General features: G+C 48.0%; 12 protein-coding genes. 8 read left to right on the plus strand and 4 right to left on the minus strand.

The annotated features are described in order from the left end of the window. The first annotated feature begins 5 nt into the window (after positions 1-5). Genes OEU88_RS07475 through OEU88_RS07505 form a run of 7 tightly spaced genes read left to right on the plus strand, consistent with a single transcriptional unit; the run spans position 6 to position 7,526 of the window. Entirely contained in the window at positions 6-1,025 is a 1,020-nt protein-coding gene (locus tag OEU88_RS07475) for a KpsF/GutQ family sugar-phosphate isomerase (RefSeq protein WP_262694524.1), read from the plus strand. 50 nt (positions 1,026-1,075) lie between these two features. Beyond that, positions 1,076-1,858, plus strand: a complete 783-nt coding sequence (locus tag OEU88_RS07480) for an ABC transporter permease (RefSeq protein ID WP_262694525.1) — start codon at positions 1,076-1,078, stop codon at positions 1,856-1,858. Beyond that, positions 1,855-2,505, plus strand: a complete 651-nt coding sequence (locus OEU88_RS07485; RefSeq protein ID WP_262694526.1) for an ABC transporter ATP-binding protein — start codon at positions 1,855-1,857, stop codon at positions 2,503-2,505. The genes OEU88_RS07480 and OEU88_RS07485 overlap by 4 nt, the downstream gene beginning before the upstream one ends. 39 nt (positions 2,506-2,544) lie before the next feature. Further along, a complete protein-coding gene (locus OEU88_RS07490; RefSeq protein WP_262694527.1) occupies positions 2,545-3,702 on the plus strand; it encodes a hypothetical protein in 1,158 nt (385 codons plus the stop codon). Further along, on the plus strand, positions 3,695-5,359 hold the full coding sequence (locus OEU88_RS07495) for a polysaccharide biosynthesis/export family protein (RefSeq protein ID WP_262694528.1): 1,665 nt from the start codon (positions 3,695-3,697) through the stop codon (positions 5,357-5,359). Before OEU88_RS07490 ends, OEU88_RS07495 begins: the two co-directional genes overlap by 8 nt. 13 nt (positions 5,360-5,372) lie before the next feature. Beyond that, on the plus strand, positions 5,373-6,404 hold the full coding sequence (locus tag OEU88_RS07500; RefSeq protein WP_262694529.1) for a glycosyltransferase family 2 protein: 1,032 nt from the start codon (positions 5,373-5,375) through the stop codon (positions 6,402-6,404). Continuing rightward, positions 6,405-7,526 carry a hypothetical protein gene (locus OEU88_RS07505; RefSeq protein ID WP_262694530.1) on the plus strand — a complete coding sequence of 374 codons (1,122 nt, stop codon included), beginning with the start codon at positions 6,405-6,407 and terminating at the stop codon, positions 7,524-7,526. It abuts the gene before it with no gap. Here the strand turns inward: OEU88_RS07505 and OEU88_RS07510 are convergent. From OEU88_RS07510 to galE, 4 genes are read right to left on the minus strand one after another with little or no spacing between them, the layout of a single operon-like run. After that, the gene (locus OEU88_RS07510) at positions 7,523-8,104 is read right to left on the minus strand and encodes a hypothetical protein (RefSeq protein ID WP_262694531.1); all 582 of its coding nucleotides are present in this window, start codon (positions 8,102-8,104) and stop codon (positions 7,523-7,525) included. The genes OEU88_RS07505 and OEU88_RS07510 overlap by 4 nt on opposite strands. Further along, on the minus strand, positions 8,097-9,980 hold the full coding sequence (locus tag OEU88_RS07515) for a hypothetical protein (protein ID WP_262694532.1): 1,884 nt from the start codon (positions 9,978-9,980) through the stop codon (positions 8,097-8,099). The genes OEU88_RS07510 and OEU88_RS07515 overlap by 8 nt, the downstream gene beginning before the upstream one ends. Continuing rightward, positions 9,977-11,128 (minus strand): glycosyltransferase, encoded by a 1,152-nt coding sequence (locus tag OEU88_RS07520; protein ID WP_262694533.1) that lies wholly within the window; start codon positions 11,126-11,128, stop codon positions 9,977-9,979. The genes OEU88_RS07515 and OEU88_RS07520 overlap by 4 nt, the downstream gene beginning before the upstream one ends. 35 nt (positions 11,129-11,163) lie before the next feature. After that, the gene (gene galE / locus OEU88_RS07525; protein ID WP_262694534.1) at positions 11,164-12,162 is read right to left on the minus strand and encodes a UDP-glucose 4-epimerase GalE; all 999 of its coding nucleotides are present in this window, start codon (positions 12,160-12,162) and stop codon (positions 11,164-11,166) included. A gap of 156 nt (positions 12,163-12,318) precedes the next feature. Here galE and OEU88_RS07530 point away from each other — a divergent pair, with 156 nt between their 5' ends. Beyond that, the gene (locus OEU88_RS07530; RefSeq protein WP_262694535.1) at positions 12,319-13,560 is read left to right on the plus strand and encodes a glycosyltransferase; all 1,242 of its coding nucleotides are present in this window, start codon (positions 12,319-12,321) and stop codon (positions 13,558-13,560) included. Positions 13,561-13,771: the final 211 nt, after the last annotated feature.

Here is a 13,771-nt window from a genome sequence, read left to right on the forward strand (position 1 = left end):
TTTTTATGCAAAACTCCACGGACGAGAGTGATACGCTCGAAAATGTCCTTGAGCTGCCGAGTAGTCTTAAAGCAGACCTTGGCGACACTCTTACCACCATTGGTTCCAGTTTTCTGAAGCAGGGCCAGGCGCTTGAGCGTCTATCTCAGACATATGACAACGAAGCATACCGCCAAGCAATTATGCTTGCGTTACAAACGACTGGTCACATTATCGTAATTGGTATGGGCAAGTCAGGCCATGTGGCGCGTAAAATATCTGCGACGCTGGCATCTACAGGCACGCCGAGCTTCTTCCTTCACCCTGCAGAAGCATCACACGGCGATCTTGGCATGGTGACGCCTGGCGATACTTTGTTGCTTATTTCATATTCTGGTGAAACGCAGGAAATTGTTCAGTTGCTGCCTTCGCTTAACGCTTTTGGTAATCGCATTATTGCTATTACGGGTGCGAAATCATCTTCAATTGGTCGCGCGGCTGATGTGGTTCTTGAAATTCCGGTCGCTGAAGAGGTTTGCCCGATCAATTTGGCACCAACAACATCTATTGTGGTGACAGTTGCTATTGGCGACGCGATTGCTATTTCACTCATGTCATTGCGTAACTTTCATGCACAGGATTTTGCCCGTTACCACCCTGGTGGTTCGCTGGGCCGGCGTTTGCTGTATAAAGTCGAAGACATCATGCTCAAAAACTCTGTGCCAGTTGTGCCGCCTAACACGGTGCTGCTTGAATTAGCTGCAGAAATGGCGGGTGGCCCTGCGGGCATTGCCGTTGTGGTTAATGCTGAAGACAAGCCGGTTGGCGTGGTTACTAAAGGCCAGCTTGGTGTGGCGCTGCGTGTAACACGCCGTGTACGTGAAGTAACAGCCCAGCAATGTATGAGTAAAGACTTTTCAACCATCAACGGTGAGCGTATTGTTGACGATGCAGAGTCGATGATGCGTAGTGATGAAGTTAAGTTTCTGGTTGTCGTTGACGCTGAGGGCCGCTATGTAGGCGTGTACAAGCACGAAGAAGCATAGTTGCTTCTTCAGCTTAGCTTGGTGCGTTGAACTGATTTTGGTACCATAACATGCAAGCCAGATCGGCACTTTCCATCCAGCGGGATGTCATCTTCGCCATTTTTGTGCGAGAGATGAATGCGCGCTTTAGTACCTATACCTTTGGTAATATATGGATATTGCTTGAACCTCTCGTGATGATGGGCATGTTTGTCATCCTTTTTGGTCTGCGTGGCAGTGGTAACTTTGGCTATGCTGAACCCCCCATTTTTATTATGGCAGCTTATTTGCCCTTCAAGTTGTTGTGGCAAGGAACAATGCGCAAGAACATCTCTGTGCTTAGCGGCGCACGCGGTTTGATGGGTTTTCGTCAGGTACGCATGTTTGATCTTTCGCTGGCGCGTACCCTTGTTGAGGGCGGGTTGTTTGTTGTGGTCGCAACAATTCTTGTGGTGATTATGGAGTGGCTTGGCTTCAATGCTGTGCCGGGTGACCCGCTTAAGCTGTTTTATTACTGCGTTATTTTCTGGCTGTTTGCGGCTTCGTTTGGTTTGCTTATGTGTGTTGTTTCAAGCTTTGCCCGCGAGATCGAAAAAATCGTTAGCCTCATGACCTTGCCGCTTTTGTTCATTTCTGCTGTGCTGTATCCGATGAGCATTGTGCCGGTGAAACTGCAGAAGGCACTAGCAGTTAACCCGCTTGTGCATGCCAATGAGCTGATCCGCGAAGCATGGTTCCCGCTTTATAGCAGCCCGGTTGCAGACATTGGGTATTTGATTACATGGATGGGCATAACCATGGCGTTAGCACTTGCCAGTTACCGCCTGCGTTGGCAGCGAATGATTGCCCGATGATCAAACTTAATCAGGTCTCGAAATATTACCCTACACGGTTTGGCCCCAAGTATGTGCTGCGCAACCTCAACATTACGCTGCCTGGTGACAGGGATATTGCGATTTTGGGGCAAAACGGTGCCGGCAAGTCAACCTTGCTGCGCCTTATTGGTGGTATTGATTTTCCATCTTCGGGCGCGATTGAAACCAAAAGATTTATTTCATGGCCGCTGGCGCTTTCCAGTGGTTTTCAGGGCATTATGTCTGGGCGCGAAAACGTAAGGTTTGTGTGCCGTATTCACGGTGTACGCGAAACGCATGAAATTGAGGAGTTTGTGAAAGACTTCTCTGAGCTTGGTCAGCATTTTGAACTGCCGGTTGGTAGTTATTCTTCGGGCATGCGGTCCAAATACGGCTTTGCTGTATCTATGGGGTTTGATTTTGATACCTATTTGCTTGATGAAATTATGGCTGTAGGTGATGCAAGTTTCAGAAAGAAATGTGCAGAAGCACTACAGAATAAACGCAGCTCTTCGAATATTATCCTCGTATCTCATGACGAAGGTCTGATAAGACAACAATGTGATGCCGCAATTTTACTTGCATATGGCAGGGCAGAATTTTACGAAAGTGTTGACCGCGCTTTGTACCGGTATCAAAATTTATAGGATGATTACCTTTTTGGGTGACCATATGGCAAGGACCGCATGGATAAAATACTTGTAAAACTCAGAGAAGCCGTCGCGCGCGAAAGGCATACAGGCCCGGTCATTGCAGATGTGCATTCCCGTACCATGTCGTTCAGCAGTTATCGTTGGGTATTGGCGGTTGTTGCAATTGTAGCAATCTATTATGCGCTGCTGGCATCTGACATGTATGTCTCTGATGCGCAGGTTTATGTTAAATCAACAGATCAACAACCCGTTGCTGCGCAAGTGCAGTTCTTGCCAGGCGGTGGCGGCGAAAGTAGTGACGCATTGCTTGTACAAGCATTTTTGCGCTCACGTGACTTGATGGAAATAATGGACCGCGATATCGGTTTTACCGAGCATTTTGCATCATCGGATCACGATTTCTATTCACGCCTTGATGCAGATGCGAGCGCAGAAGACCGCCTCAAGTATTTTCGTAGCCGTTTTAGCGCATCGCTTAACCCGGATACCGGTATTATCACACTGCGCGGACAAGGCTATACGCCTGAGTTTTCATTGCAGGTTGTACAAACTGCACTGGCCGCTGCCGAGGCATACATCAATGATGTTGGTCACAAGATTGCAACTGAAGAAATAGGGTTTGTTGAAACAGAGCTGGAGCGCGCCCGTACAAGTGTTGGTAGCGCACAATCAAATCTGGTTCAGTTCCAAAATGACAACGGCATCCTAAGCGCTGACGCAACCGGTGAAAGCATGCAAGCACTTGTGCTGGAAATGGAAAATGATCTTGTTCGCCTCCAGACAGAAGAGAAAGCGCTGACAAGCTACCTCAACCCTGGGGCGGCCGAAGTGGTTGCGGTGCGCAGTCGCATTGCAGCCCTTACATCTCAATTGAAACTGGAGCGTGTTAAGCTGGCGAGCACGGACGGTGTTTCAGCAAACGACATCAACGCCGAGGCGCGTAATCTGGAGCTGGAACTGAAGTTCGCAACGGATCTTTATAAAGCGGCTCTTGTGGCACTTGAGCGCGCGCGGATCGAAAGCTTTCGCAAGCTGAAGCATTTGGTGGTTGTGCAGTCACCGCAATTACCAGATTCTGCTATTTTGCCGCGCAAACTGTATCATTTGACGACACTGTTTATTGCGCTGACGTTGGCGTATGGAATTATTACCATGATCCTGGCAACCATTCGGGAGCACCGCGATGTTTAATCTTCGCCGTATGAAAAAATATGCCGGTATACTGGCTGCTGTGTTTTTAGGTCAGGCAATTGTATCGTTTGCAGCAACAGCGCAAACAGCATCAGCTGCGCAAGATGCTACCCCGCAGATATCTACTGATGAAACAGTTAACACCATTGACCAGAACGATGCGCCGTTTGGTGCATGGATCTTTGGCGGTGAATTTGCCAATCAGTCATTCATTGGTTTTAACCCTACATACGAGATCAGTACAGGCGATAAAATTAGCCTGCAGCTTTGGGGTGGATACGATTTTGCCGGTGAGCTAACTGTCGATGCTCAGGGCAATATTTTTGTGCCTAAAGTGGGGCCTGTTGCCGTTATCGGTGTGCAAAACAAAGACCTGAATGTTGTTGTGAGTGAAGCGGTGAAGCGCGTTTTCCGCAAAAATGTTGGTGTTTACGCAAATCTCGGTGCTGCCGAACCAGTGAAGGTTTTTGTAACAGGCTTTGTGCAGCAACCAGGTTTGTATGCAGGACACGCGTCTGACAGTGTACTGTTTTTCCTTGATAAGGCTGGCGGTATTGACCCACAGCGTGGTTCGTTCCTGAATGTGCGCGTGTTGCGCGGTGGTCAGGAATATAAGTCCATCAATCTCTATGATTTCATCTTGTCCGGCAGTCTATCACAGTTTCAGATCGCAGACGGCGACACAGTTATTGTAAGTCCTGTTTTGTCACAGGCTGGTGTGTTCGGCGGCGTGCAGAACAAGAATTTGTTCGAGTTTGAAGGTGCGACAGTAAAGTTATCGACTTTGCTTGATATGGCCCGCCCGTATGCTCAATCAACGCACGTGCGTATCAGCCGTAACAATAGCCAGAAAATCGAAGTGCAATACATGCGCATTGAAGACGCTATTGATCTGGATGTTCTCCCAGGTGATGTCGTTGATGTAACCAGCGATAAGAACCAAGGCACTATCAGCGTACGTGTTGAAGGGGAACACACTGGCGCACAGGAGCTTGTGGTACCATACGGCGCAACACTTGGTGAGTTGCTGTCGCAGGTGCGGTTTGGTCCAAACGCCCAGAAAGATGCAGTTCAGTTGCTGCGTGAAAGTGTTAAACAGCGGCAAAAAGAAACATTGCAGGCACAACTTCGCGCCCTTGAAGCAAGTGTACTGACAGCGCGTTCAAAAACGGCTGCTGAGGCTGATCTGCGCCAGCGTGAAGCAGAACTGATTTTGCAATGGGTTGAACGCGCGCGCGATGTTGAAACCAAAGGTCAAGTTTCACTGGCAGGTTCAGCTTCTGCTGATGATATTCTATTGGAGCAGGGTGACATCATTCGCATTCCACGCACTAGCAATTTGGTGATGGTGCACGGCGATGTTCTGTTCCCAAGCGCCATGGCATATCAGGGAGACCAAACTGCCCGTCATTACATTGAACAAGCGGGCGGGTTCACGCAAAGCGCAAGTGCAGCCAATGTGCTGTTGCTGCACCGTGATGGTTCGTTTAGGCGGTTGAGTAAACGCGAGGTAGGGAATGGTAATGTTATCCTGAAACCTGGTGACGAAATATTCGTGTTACCTCGTGTTCAGACGAAAAGCTTCCAGTTGGCGCAAGATATAATTACGATTTTTTATCAGCTCGCGCTTTCGGCTGGTGTGGTACTACGGCTCTGATCCGGCGACGATTGTGTCTTTGTATCGGAAATTACGTAAGTTGCGGCGCGACCCTATTGCGTTCTGCCTGGATGCGAAGCTGGAGTTATTGCGTCGCTATGGCCAGCATTTGTTTTTAAAGCAAACCGCGCGTTATGAACGCTTGGGTGCCGCGCATGCTGATCGCAAGATCACGGTTGTGATGACGGCTTTTAATACCAGTCATCTGGTTGAAAAAGCTGTGCGCTCTGTGTTGGCACAAACACATAAAAACCTAGAGCTGATGATCATTGATGACGCCAGCACAGACGACACGCTTGATGTGCTGAAAGCGCTCGCACGCGAAGATGAGCGTGTGCGTGTTTTCCATTCGCCTGACAATCACGGCACATACTGGTCAAAGAACTGGTGTTTGGCGCATGCTGATAGTGAGTTTGTTGCTTTTCATGACAGTGATGACGTGTCTGAACCAAAACGGTTACAAACCCAGCTTGGCGCCATGGTTGCCAACCAGAACGCGGCGGCGGCCACTGCGCGGTGGCGGCGTGTTGATGATGATGGTAATGCACTAACCATTGATGGTTTAAGTGAACGCATGGCGGCCATCAGTCTGATGATCCGCCGCGAAAAAGTGTTGAAAAATACGGGCTTTTTTGACTGTGTGCGGATATCTGCCGATACCGAGTTTATAACGCGCATCACACAAGTATTTGGTAAGAAGAACATGGTGCATATGCGGCAGGTTCTTTATATCGGCTTGCTGCGTGATGGATCGCTTACAACAGCGGTTGGGTCAGGATTTAGCTGGAACCCTGATGCTGCAGGGCGTTCGTTTAAGCGTGAATTATCAGGGGACCGCGCAGAGTATCATCGCCTCTTTCATGAATGGCATGATGGTAACCTGGATAACCCGGATGTGTTACAAGTGGCTTTTCCACAAGCTGAAAGGCCGTTTCACGCACCGGAAGGAATGTGCAAAAACTGCAACGACATGGATATTTCCAAAGTGGTGGAATGCAGCGGTAACGATAACCCGTTGCCTGAAGCAAAGCAAAAGGCCGGTTAGATGATGGCTGCTGATACACATGTAAATGGCAACATCATACAATGCTTTCAGCAATGGGGCTGGCTGGATGGCTTGCGGGCACGTAGTGCTGGAACAGTATTTGTCACAGACGCTGATATTGCAAAAAGCCTTGATGCAGAAATGGGTGAGCAGGGCTGCAAAATAGTTGAAATAGGCGCACATACGGATATGCCTGTTGAAGGCGTGAAAGAAGTTATTTTCTTTTGTCGTCAATTTGAGCGCATTCAGGCGCGTAAAATGGCAGCTCGCTACCCTGATGTAATTGTTTCGTCGGCGACATATGATTATCTTCCACTCGGTGTTTTGAGCGGTCGTTTTGAACGTGGGCAATTCAAACCCGCCCTTCAGAGTAGAAATTTTAATTTGATCATATCCGGACCGTTGGCTGGTGCTGAAGATTTGATTGAATTGCTTAAGGTAAACAAGGTTTGTGCGCCGCAAAAGTTTATGACCCACGCACTGGCATACTGGGTTAGGGAACAGGCAGACTTTCAACCTTTAAGATACTTGCGCGGTGTGCGCGGATGCTTCAGTGAAACGACTGTGGATCTATTTCTGGAAACAGACGTGTTGATCGAAGTCGTAAAGAAAACCAACGTGCCTTGGGAAAAGCTTTTTGTGCCAGCTAGCGGCCTTAATTTTCGGGTCTTGTATTTTACTCGTCGGGCTAAAATTGCACAGGCAATTGAGTTGACACAAAAGAGAGGTGCTCCTTCTGCTTTACTCCTGGGAGGGCAATCAAGCGCTTTGAATGTGAAAGCTGCGGATGAAGCTGTCGTGATTGATGCATGGGTTGAGGCGTTGCTCAGGCTTGAAATTACGATCGAAAAAGCGATGACATCGGTTGCTACACTTAAGAATGTGACATATGAGGATTTATTGGGTGCGCCAGATAATGTGCTGCCTGATGTTGGTGACTTTTTTAAGCGCGGCGTACGCAAAAAACGGGACTATAAACCAATTGTTCAGGCGATTGATTCGCACGCGGCGCTTGATGCACAAATCAAACAGCATAACGAACGACTTATTCATTCTCTTGGGCTGCATGTAAGCGCTGAAGGCTCGTTTACGTCACTCACTAATCAACTATTAGACGCTTAGCTGGTGATACGTATTTCGCTTACGGCAAGGCTTGCATATGCATCAATGCCTTCAGCCAGACGCGCTAAGCCTGATGATTGTAATCGCATGAGGTAATACGGCCTTTTGGGCATGGCAGGTATAGTGGCCGTTAACGTCCAGCGGTTGAAGCCACGCCTTGCTATTGAAAAATTAATTTCGGTGTCTTCGATCCATAGCGTGCATTCTTTGAGAAACTGTCGTTTTGTATAGCCACAGCCATTGATGGTCAGTTGTCTTTCAGCGCTTAAATCCACTGGTAACAGCAAGCTTCCGATTCGCCCCATCCAGCGAAATGACATGCCTTTGCGATTCTGGCCAACTTTGGTCCATCCGGCCCCGATAAACTGGTCCGAATCAGCGAACATATGCAGTGAAGAAGGTAGTGAGGTGTCGGCGGATAACTGAGTATCCGCATTGCAGGCAGTTTCACGCTCAAAACGTTCGCGCTGAACAGCAAGCAGCGCATCAGCATAATCTGCGGCTGCTTTTGATAAGCGCGGTTCATGCTTGTTAGCGCTGAAAGGTAGCGTTTCTGATGTTTTGTCAGATTTATTCATGAGATGACCATCCCAGTTTCAAGTGTACTTCGGCAAGTGATTTCAACAAAAACATGCTGTCAAGTGTTGCTCTGGTGTTGATGTCGATCGCGCGCACCGAAAAATTAAGAACACCTTCCTCGTTTGCCTTCAGTGTTATGGAATTGTTGCCGAGCTCACTGGTTTCATCGTTATTTGATATGATGAATGCGATTGAACTTACCTTACTCAAATTCTGCAAGGTATACCGGCCTGTAATGCCAACAATCATTATACATTTAACACAGCACTTTGCTTTATCCAGTTCCCAAAAAAGCCCAGGGCCATCCAGATGCCCCATTACGCGATCAAGTAACGGCACAGCCTTCTGTTTCAGAAAAGGTGACAACGAATCGCTAAAGGTCATTTCTGTTCCGTAACGATCTAAAAGAAGGTTGGTATCCATGTGTTGGACAGCTGGAACGTTTGTTATTTGTGCATTGAAGGCAACGACATGGTCTGAATTACGCAATCCTGACCGTACGTCAGGCCAATCATAAAGATGCTTTATATCTTTCTGGGTATTGCGTTCTGTATCGTGCTCGATGTTGATGACCGGTGTCTCAAAGCCGAGGTTGGCCAGCAGCGAATGGATATCGCCATGGTCAAAGATAGAAAGTGCGCTGGCAAGAGCCGGTGTTGCAAAGCGTGGGCTGCTATGTGGATCAATGCCGGGCAATATTTTCTGGACAAGATGGGTAGCAGGCACACTGCCGATAAGCGCTGTGGGTACAGATGCTTTTTCATCCAGCAAAATGTCAGATACCGGAGCGGTTTTAGTGTGGCTGATCTTATTGGATGGCGTTGGCTTCTTTTTCTTTACCTGTGTGGCTAATGCGAGTGTGGCTTGTTGCTCTGTTAACCTGATGAGCTCATCCAGCTTTGTATTTTGTGTATCCTGCGACCACTGTTTTTGAGCAGCATTTTCCAGACTGGATTTAAGGGCAGGATCGAGTGAGATCGCTCCAATGGCTGCAATTAATTGATGGCGTGCATATGCATTGTCGATTCGTAGATGACATTCTCCCGGCAACAAACCGGACCAAGCCTGACCTGCTACAATAATCGCTTTGCCCAACTGAAGACTGTACGAAAGTGCAGGTGACGGGACGCCTGCGCTACCTAGAACTATAATACTGGCTTTGCCTATGTGTTCAGCCAATGATGGATTGCCAGCATGGCATGACTGTAAGCGTATAGCTTTGCCAAGGTTTTCGAGGTCACTGTTTGCAGCATCTATTGTTTCAGCGGGCATATTGATGCACAGCACGGTTGAAGGTTCTGCGTGTTCGCTGTCTGACGGTGTAACGCGCGCGGCATATGGAAACAGGCTATCTTTAGCGAGTACTATTTGCCTGTATTTATCAAGGCCCATTGGAGTGCGATCTAAAACCTCACTGCCAAGTGATTTGGAAAGCCTGCGATGTTGCAGCAATGCATTGCTTATTGTGCGACCATTGTCACCGAGCGTTCTCGTGAGCCAATTGGTGTAATTTTCAGGCCAGAGTTTCTGCGACTGGAAAAAGCTGAGGATCAGATCATGATATGATCCATCGTGGGTGACCACAACACCTGGGTATAAGTGCAATAGTTCCAGCACAAACAAGCTTTCAAAACTGTTTCCTAAACAATAGATACGCTTGTGCTGTTGATAGTCGACAAGATTATGCTCAAATGCACTGCGGCGAATCACCGTCAAGTTGCTTGTATGCGGCATATCGGCAGAAAGATCATCAATCACGCATGTGATAGATCCATTTTGAGACAGGGCGTTTGCAATGGCCATCGCCGTAGCAGCTGCAGGGTCATGTGACGGTGCAAATGCAGCAATGATCAGGTATTTATCTGATTGGCTCACCGTGGTTGTTCCTCTATTGCGGGGAACAAGCTGTTCAACGTGGTCTGCTGTGCGGTTTGATACCGTGTGAATGTATTTTGTCCGCTTAGTGCAAGGTCATTGCGGCTGTCGTCTGAGTATTTAAGTTGAAGCAGGGCTTCGCATAGGTCTGTAACAGTTTTACATTGATGGAAAGGGTGATCTGTTTCAATGCCGACCATGGCGTCCTTCGTGGCAAGCAGCGGCACACCATAACTTAGAGCGTCTATAGATTTAATCTTCAGGCCTGTACCGCCAATGTTCGGATTAATGATCAGATCCATATCATGATGAAACGCCTGTGCGTCATCTACAAAGCCATGATTGTTGAAAAAGGAATGTTCTGCAGTGCGCGTTCTGCTCAGAGCGCCTGCAATGTGAAAGTTGCATGCTTCGCTTAATGCTGGGTTCTTTATGACTTCTTCAGCGAGTAGCTTGAGCGAATGCTGATTAATGGGATTGTCGCTTGCAAGATAACCGACATTCATCTTCTCGTCCGCTTTCCTGGCTGGCCTTTTCTTTATTGTAGACTTTGTCTCAAAGTTTGGTTCCGTCAAATGACCAAGGACACGGGTGTCAGTATGACCAAGTGCCACAAAATGCGCGGCCTCAATGTCTTGAATTGCGAGCACAGTGTCTGCGCGGCACAGTGCTTTCGCTTCTTCACTTGCAATAGTGGAAAACCAGCTGGCATCAATGCCATCATTTTTCAGGCGCGTGTCACGGTCCGCGAATATATCATGTGTATCAATGATTTTCGGTATGCCTGCGGGCACGTCTTCAAGCCAGCGGCTGAACCACACATAGTTTGCGAAGCATGCTTTAATATCCCATATCCGCATAATGCGCTGTGTCAGTGCTGTAAGCTCGCTGTTATACCAATCGTCTATCAAGTGATACTTCTTGTGGGATTTTTTCTTTAACTCATGACCACCAGGCAGCACATAGGTATGATCCCACGTGCGTCGCATCGCTGTTTCTTGCTCGCCCGACAAACCTTCCAGCCCGCCGTAGACAAAATGAACGATATAACCGCGCGCCTGCAATGCCTTGCACACCGAAAACACCCGCGCACGATTGCCGTGGTTTTGCGGATGCGAAGGAATTGGTGATGTGACAAGAACATGCATTTAGCTGGCAGTTTCCATTTTTAACGCGCGCAAATCTATTTGTTGGCAAACTGCCACGCGTGTTCAATCATATCTTCAAGGTTAGGGTATGCGGGGGTCCAGTCAAATGTGGATTTGGCCCGCGTGGCATCCGCAACAAGGTATGCTGGGTCGCCGGGGCGGCGTTCTTCTTCAATTACATTAAAGTCGATACCAGTAACATTCTTGGCTGCTTGCACAACCTCGCGCACAGAAAACCCGCTGCCTGTACCCAGATTGAACGCATCGTAAAAACCGCTTTTGCTGCTTCCCGCAGAGTCAGGCATTTCAAATAGCTTATCAAGCGCTTTCACATGTGCAGCGGCCAGATCATGCACATGGATATAATCGCGGATGCAGGTGCCGTCCGGCGTATCGTAATCTGTGCCAAACATTTTAATATTGTCGCGTGCGCCAGATGCGGCTTGCAGCACAAGCGGTATAAGATGTGTTTCAGGGTCGTGTCTTTCGCCCAACCTGCCCTCAGGGTCAGCGCCCGCGGCGTTGAAGTACCGCAGCGCAATAGCTTGCAGGCCGTGCGCGTGTGCTGTGTCGCGCAGCATGCATTCAACCATCCATTTGGAGTGACCGTATGGGTTGATCGGCAACTTTAGCAGTGATTCTTTTAACGGCGCGTTGTCTGCAGGTTGTCCGTATACAGCAGCAGTGGATGAGAAGACGATTCGCGCAACGCCGGCATCCTGCATTGCTTGCAACAGTGCAAGGCTGCCACCTGTGTTCACATTATAAAAAGCCTGCGGGTCTTTAACGCTTTCACCTGCTTCAATAAGTGCCGCGAAATGCACAACGGCATCAATATTATGCTCTTTCATGGTTGCAGTCAAACGCGCGCGGTCTCGCACATCACCCTCAACTACATCGCCTACAAGCACGCTGTCTCTGTGCCCGTTGGAGAAATTGTCATACGTGACAGGTGCATACCCTGCCGCTTGCAATGCCAGCAATGTATGGGAGCCGATAAATCCAGCGCCGCCTGCAACAAGTATCTTTTTCATAACGTTCGCCCATTAGAGGTTTTATGTGTTTGGGCTTACGATTGTTTGCTTCTGTGTGCAAGCAGCTGTTGTCAGGCGCGTTCAATTTAGGTAACTGCTTGCTATATATTTTTGCTGTCATGTTTTTAGTTCTGATATTTTTTGAGGACGAGCCTTATGCGTATTCTTTTTGTCCATAATAATTTCCCGGGCCAGTACCGCCGGATCACAAAGTATTTAAGTCAATTTCCTGAATATGAAATGGCAGCGGCTTCGCTCGCATCCAATGAGCAGAAATCTGAGTGGCTTAAGGTTGGCTATAAACCACATAGGGAGCCAACGGAGAAAATTCACCCAAGCCTTGTTGCAACTGAACGTGCTGTGATTATGGGGCAGGCCGCATATAGTCAGTTTATTGACATGAAAAAGAAAAGTCCTTCGCCAGACATTATTCTGTCTCACTCAGGGTGGGGAGCCTCGCTTTTCCTGAAGGATATTTTTCCTGACGCCAAATTGATGAGTTACTTTGAATGGTATTATCATTGCCACGGTGGTGATGGTGAATTCCTGCGCGATGAGCCATATGATGCGAATGCTGAAATGCGTATTCGCATGAAGAATACATCTATTCTTCATGATTTGGCAGCGATGGATTGGGGGCAGTGTCCCACGTATTTCCAGCGTAGTATGTTTCCAGACATTTTTCATGACCGCATGAGTGTGTTGCATGACGGTGTGGATGTGGACTATTTCTCGCCTGCAGGCGAGAATGATAAAACGCAGATTAAAGTAACTGACGGTAAAACTTTGTCAGCGGATGATGAGGTCATCACTTATGTTGCACGCGGCATGGAAGAATATCGTGGTTTCCCGCAGTTTATGGAGGCGGTGTCCAAGCTGCAGAAGCTGCGCCCCAATCTGCATGTGGTTGTGCTGGGTAATGACAGGGTGGCTTACGGTGCAAACCGCAAAGATGGTAAAACATATAAGGAATGGGCGCTCGAAACTTTTGAGCTAGACCTCACGCGCATACATTTCATGGGGTTACAGCCGCTTGGTTACTTCCGCGATATGATGCGCATCACCAAAGCGCATATTTATCTGACGGTGCCATTTGTTCTATCGTGGTCGATGATGGAAGCCATGGGGGCCGGTGCGCTCATCATTGGTTCAGACACTGCACCAGTGAAAGAAGTGGTGACCCACAATGAAAATGGACTAATCGTTCCGTTCTTTGATGTTGATGCGCAGGTAGAACAAATCGTCCATGTGTTAGAAAATTCAGATGCAGTTGCGCATTTGCGTGATAACGCACGCAAAATTATTGTAGAGAAGTATGCGACGCGTGATTTGCTGCCACGGTATCGTCAGCTTATAGAAACTGTTGCAAATAGGTCACAAGAACACCGCGAGGCTTAAAATTATTGCCTCGATGTGTTTTCTGACATTGAAATGACACACTAACAATGCTGTTCTATCCTCAATCTCTATTAGAAAAGGTGTTTTAAGACCTTGACTAATAAGTGGTTGGCGATAATTATGCGATTGACACAAATGGTATTCTCTTTGTATGGAGGGTGCCAAGGGGGCTATAAGATCGACTCGTTCGTGCCTCGTATGATGATATTTG

It is taken from the genome of Kordiimonas aquimaris, assembly GCF_025574485.1.
GTDB classification, from domain to species: Bacteria; Pseudomonadota; Alphaproteobacteria; order Sphingomonadales; family Kordiimonadaceae; genus Kordiimonas; species Kordiimonas aquimaris.

What these genes read in the sequence shown, in the direction of transcription:
- OEU88_RS07475 (WP_262694524.1), top strand. Translation starts at nt 6, where the DNA reads ATGCAAAACTCCACGGACGAGAGTGATACGCTCGAAAATGTCCTTGAG.
- OEU88_RS07480 (WP_262694525.1), top strand. Translation starts at nt 1,076, where the DNA reads ATGCAAGCCAGATCGGCACTTTCCATCCAGCGGGATGTCATCTTCGCC.
- OEU88_RS07485 (WP_262694526.1), top strand. Translation starts at nt 1,855, where the DNA reads ATGATCAAACTTAATCAGGTCTCGAAATATTACCCTACACGGTTTGGC.
- OEU88_RS07490 (WP_262694527.1), top strand. Translation starts at nt 2,545, where the DNA reads ATGGATAAAATACTTGTAAAACTCAGAGAAGCCGTCGCGCGCGAAAGG.
- OEU88_RS07495 (WP_262694528.1), top strand. Translation starts at nt 3,695, where the DNA reads ATGTTTAATCTTCGCCGTATGAAAAAATATGCCGGTATACTGGCTGCT.
- OEU88_RS07505 (WP_262694530.1), top strand. Translation starts at nt 6,405, where the DNA reads ATGATGGCTGCTGATACACATGTAAATGGCAACATCATACAATGCTTT.
- OEU88_RS07510 (WP_262694531.1), bottom strand. Translation starts at nt 8,104, where the DNA reads ATGAATAAATCTGACAAAACATCAGAAACGCTACCTTTCAGCGCTAAC.
- OEU88_RS07520 (WP_262694533.1), bottom strand. Translation starts at nt 11,128, where the DNA reads ATGCATGTTCTTGTCACATCACCAATTCCTTCGCATCCGCAAAACCAC.
- galE (WP_262694534.1), bottom strand. Translation starts at nt 12,162, where the DNA reads ATGAAAAAGATACTTGTTGCAGGCGGCGCTGGATTTATCGGCTCCCAT.
- OEU88_RS07530 (WP_262694535.1), top strand. Translation starts at nt 12,319, where the DNA reads ATGCGTATTCTTTTTGTCCATAATAATTTCCCGGGCCAGTACCGCCGG.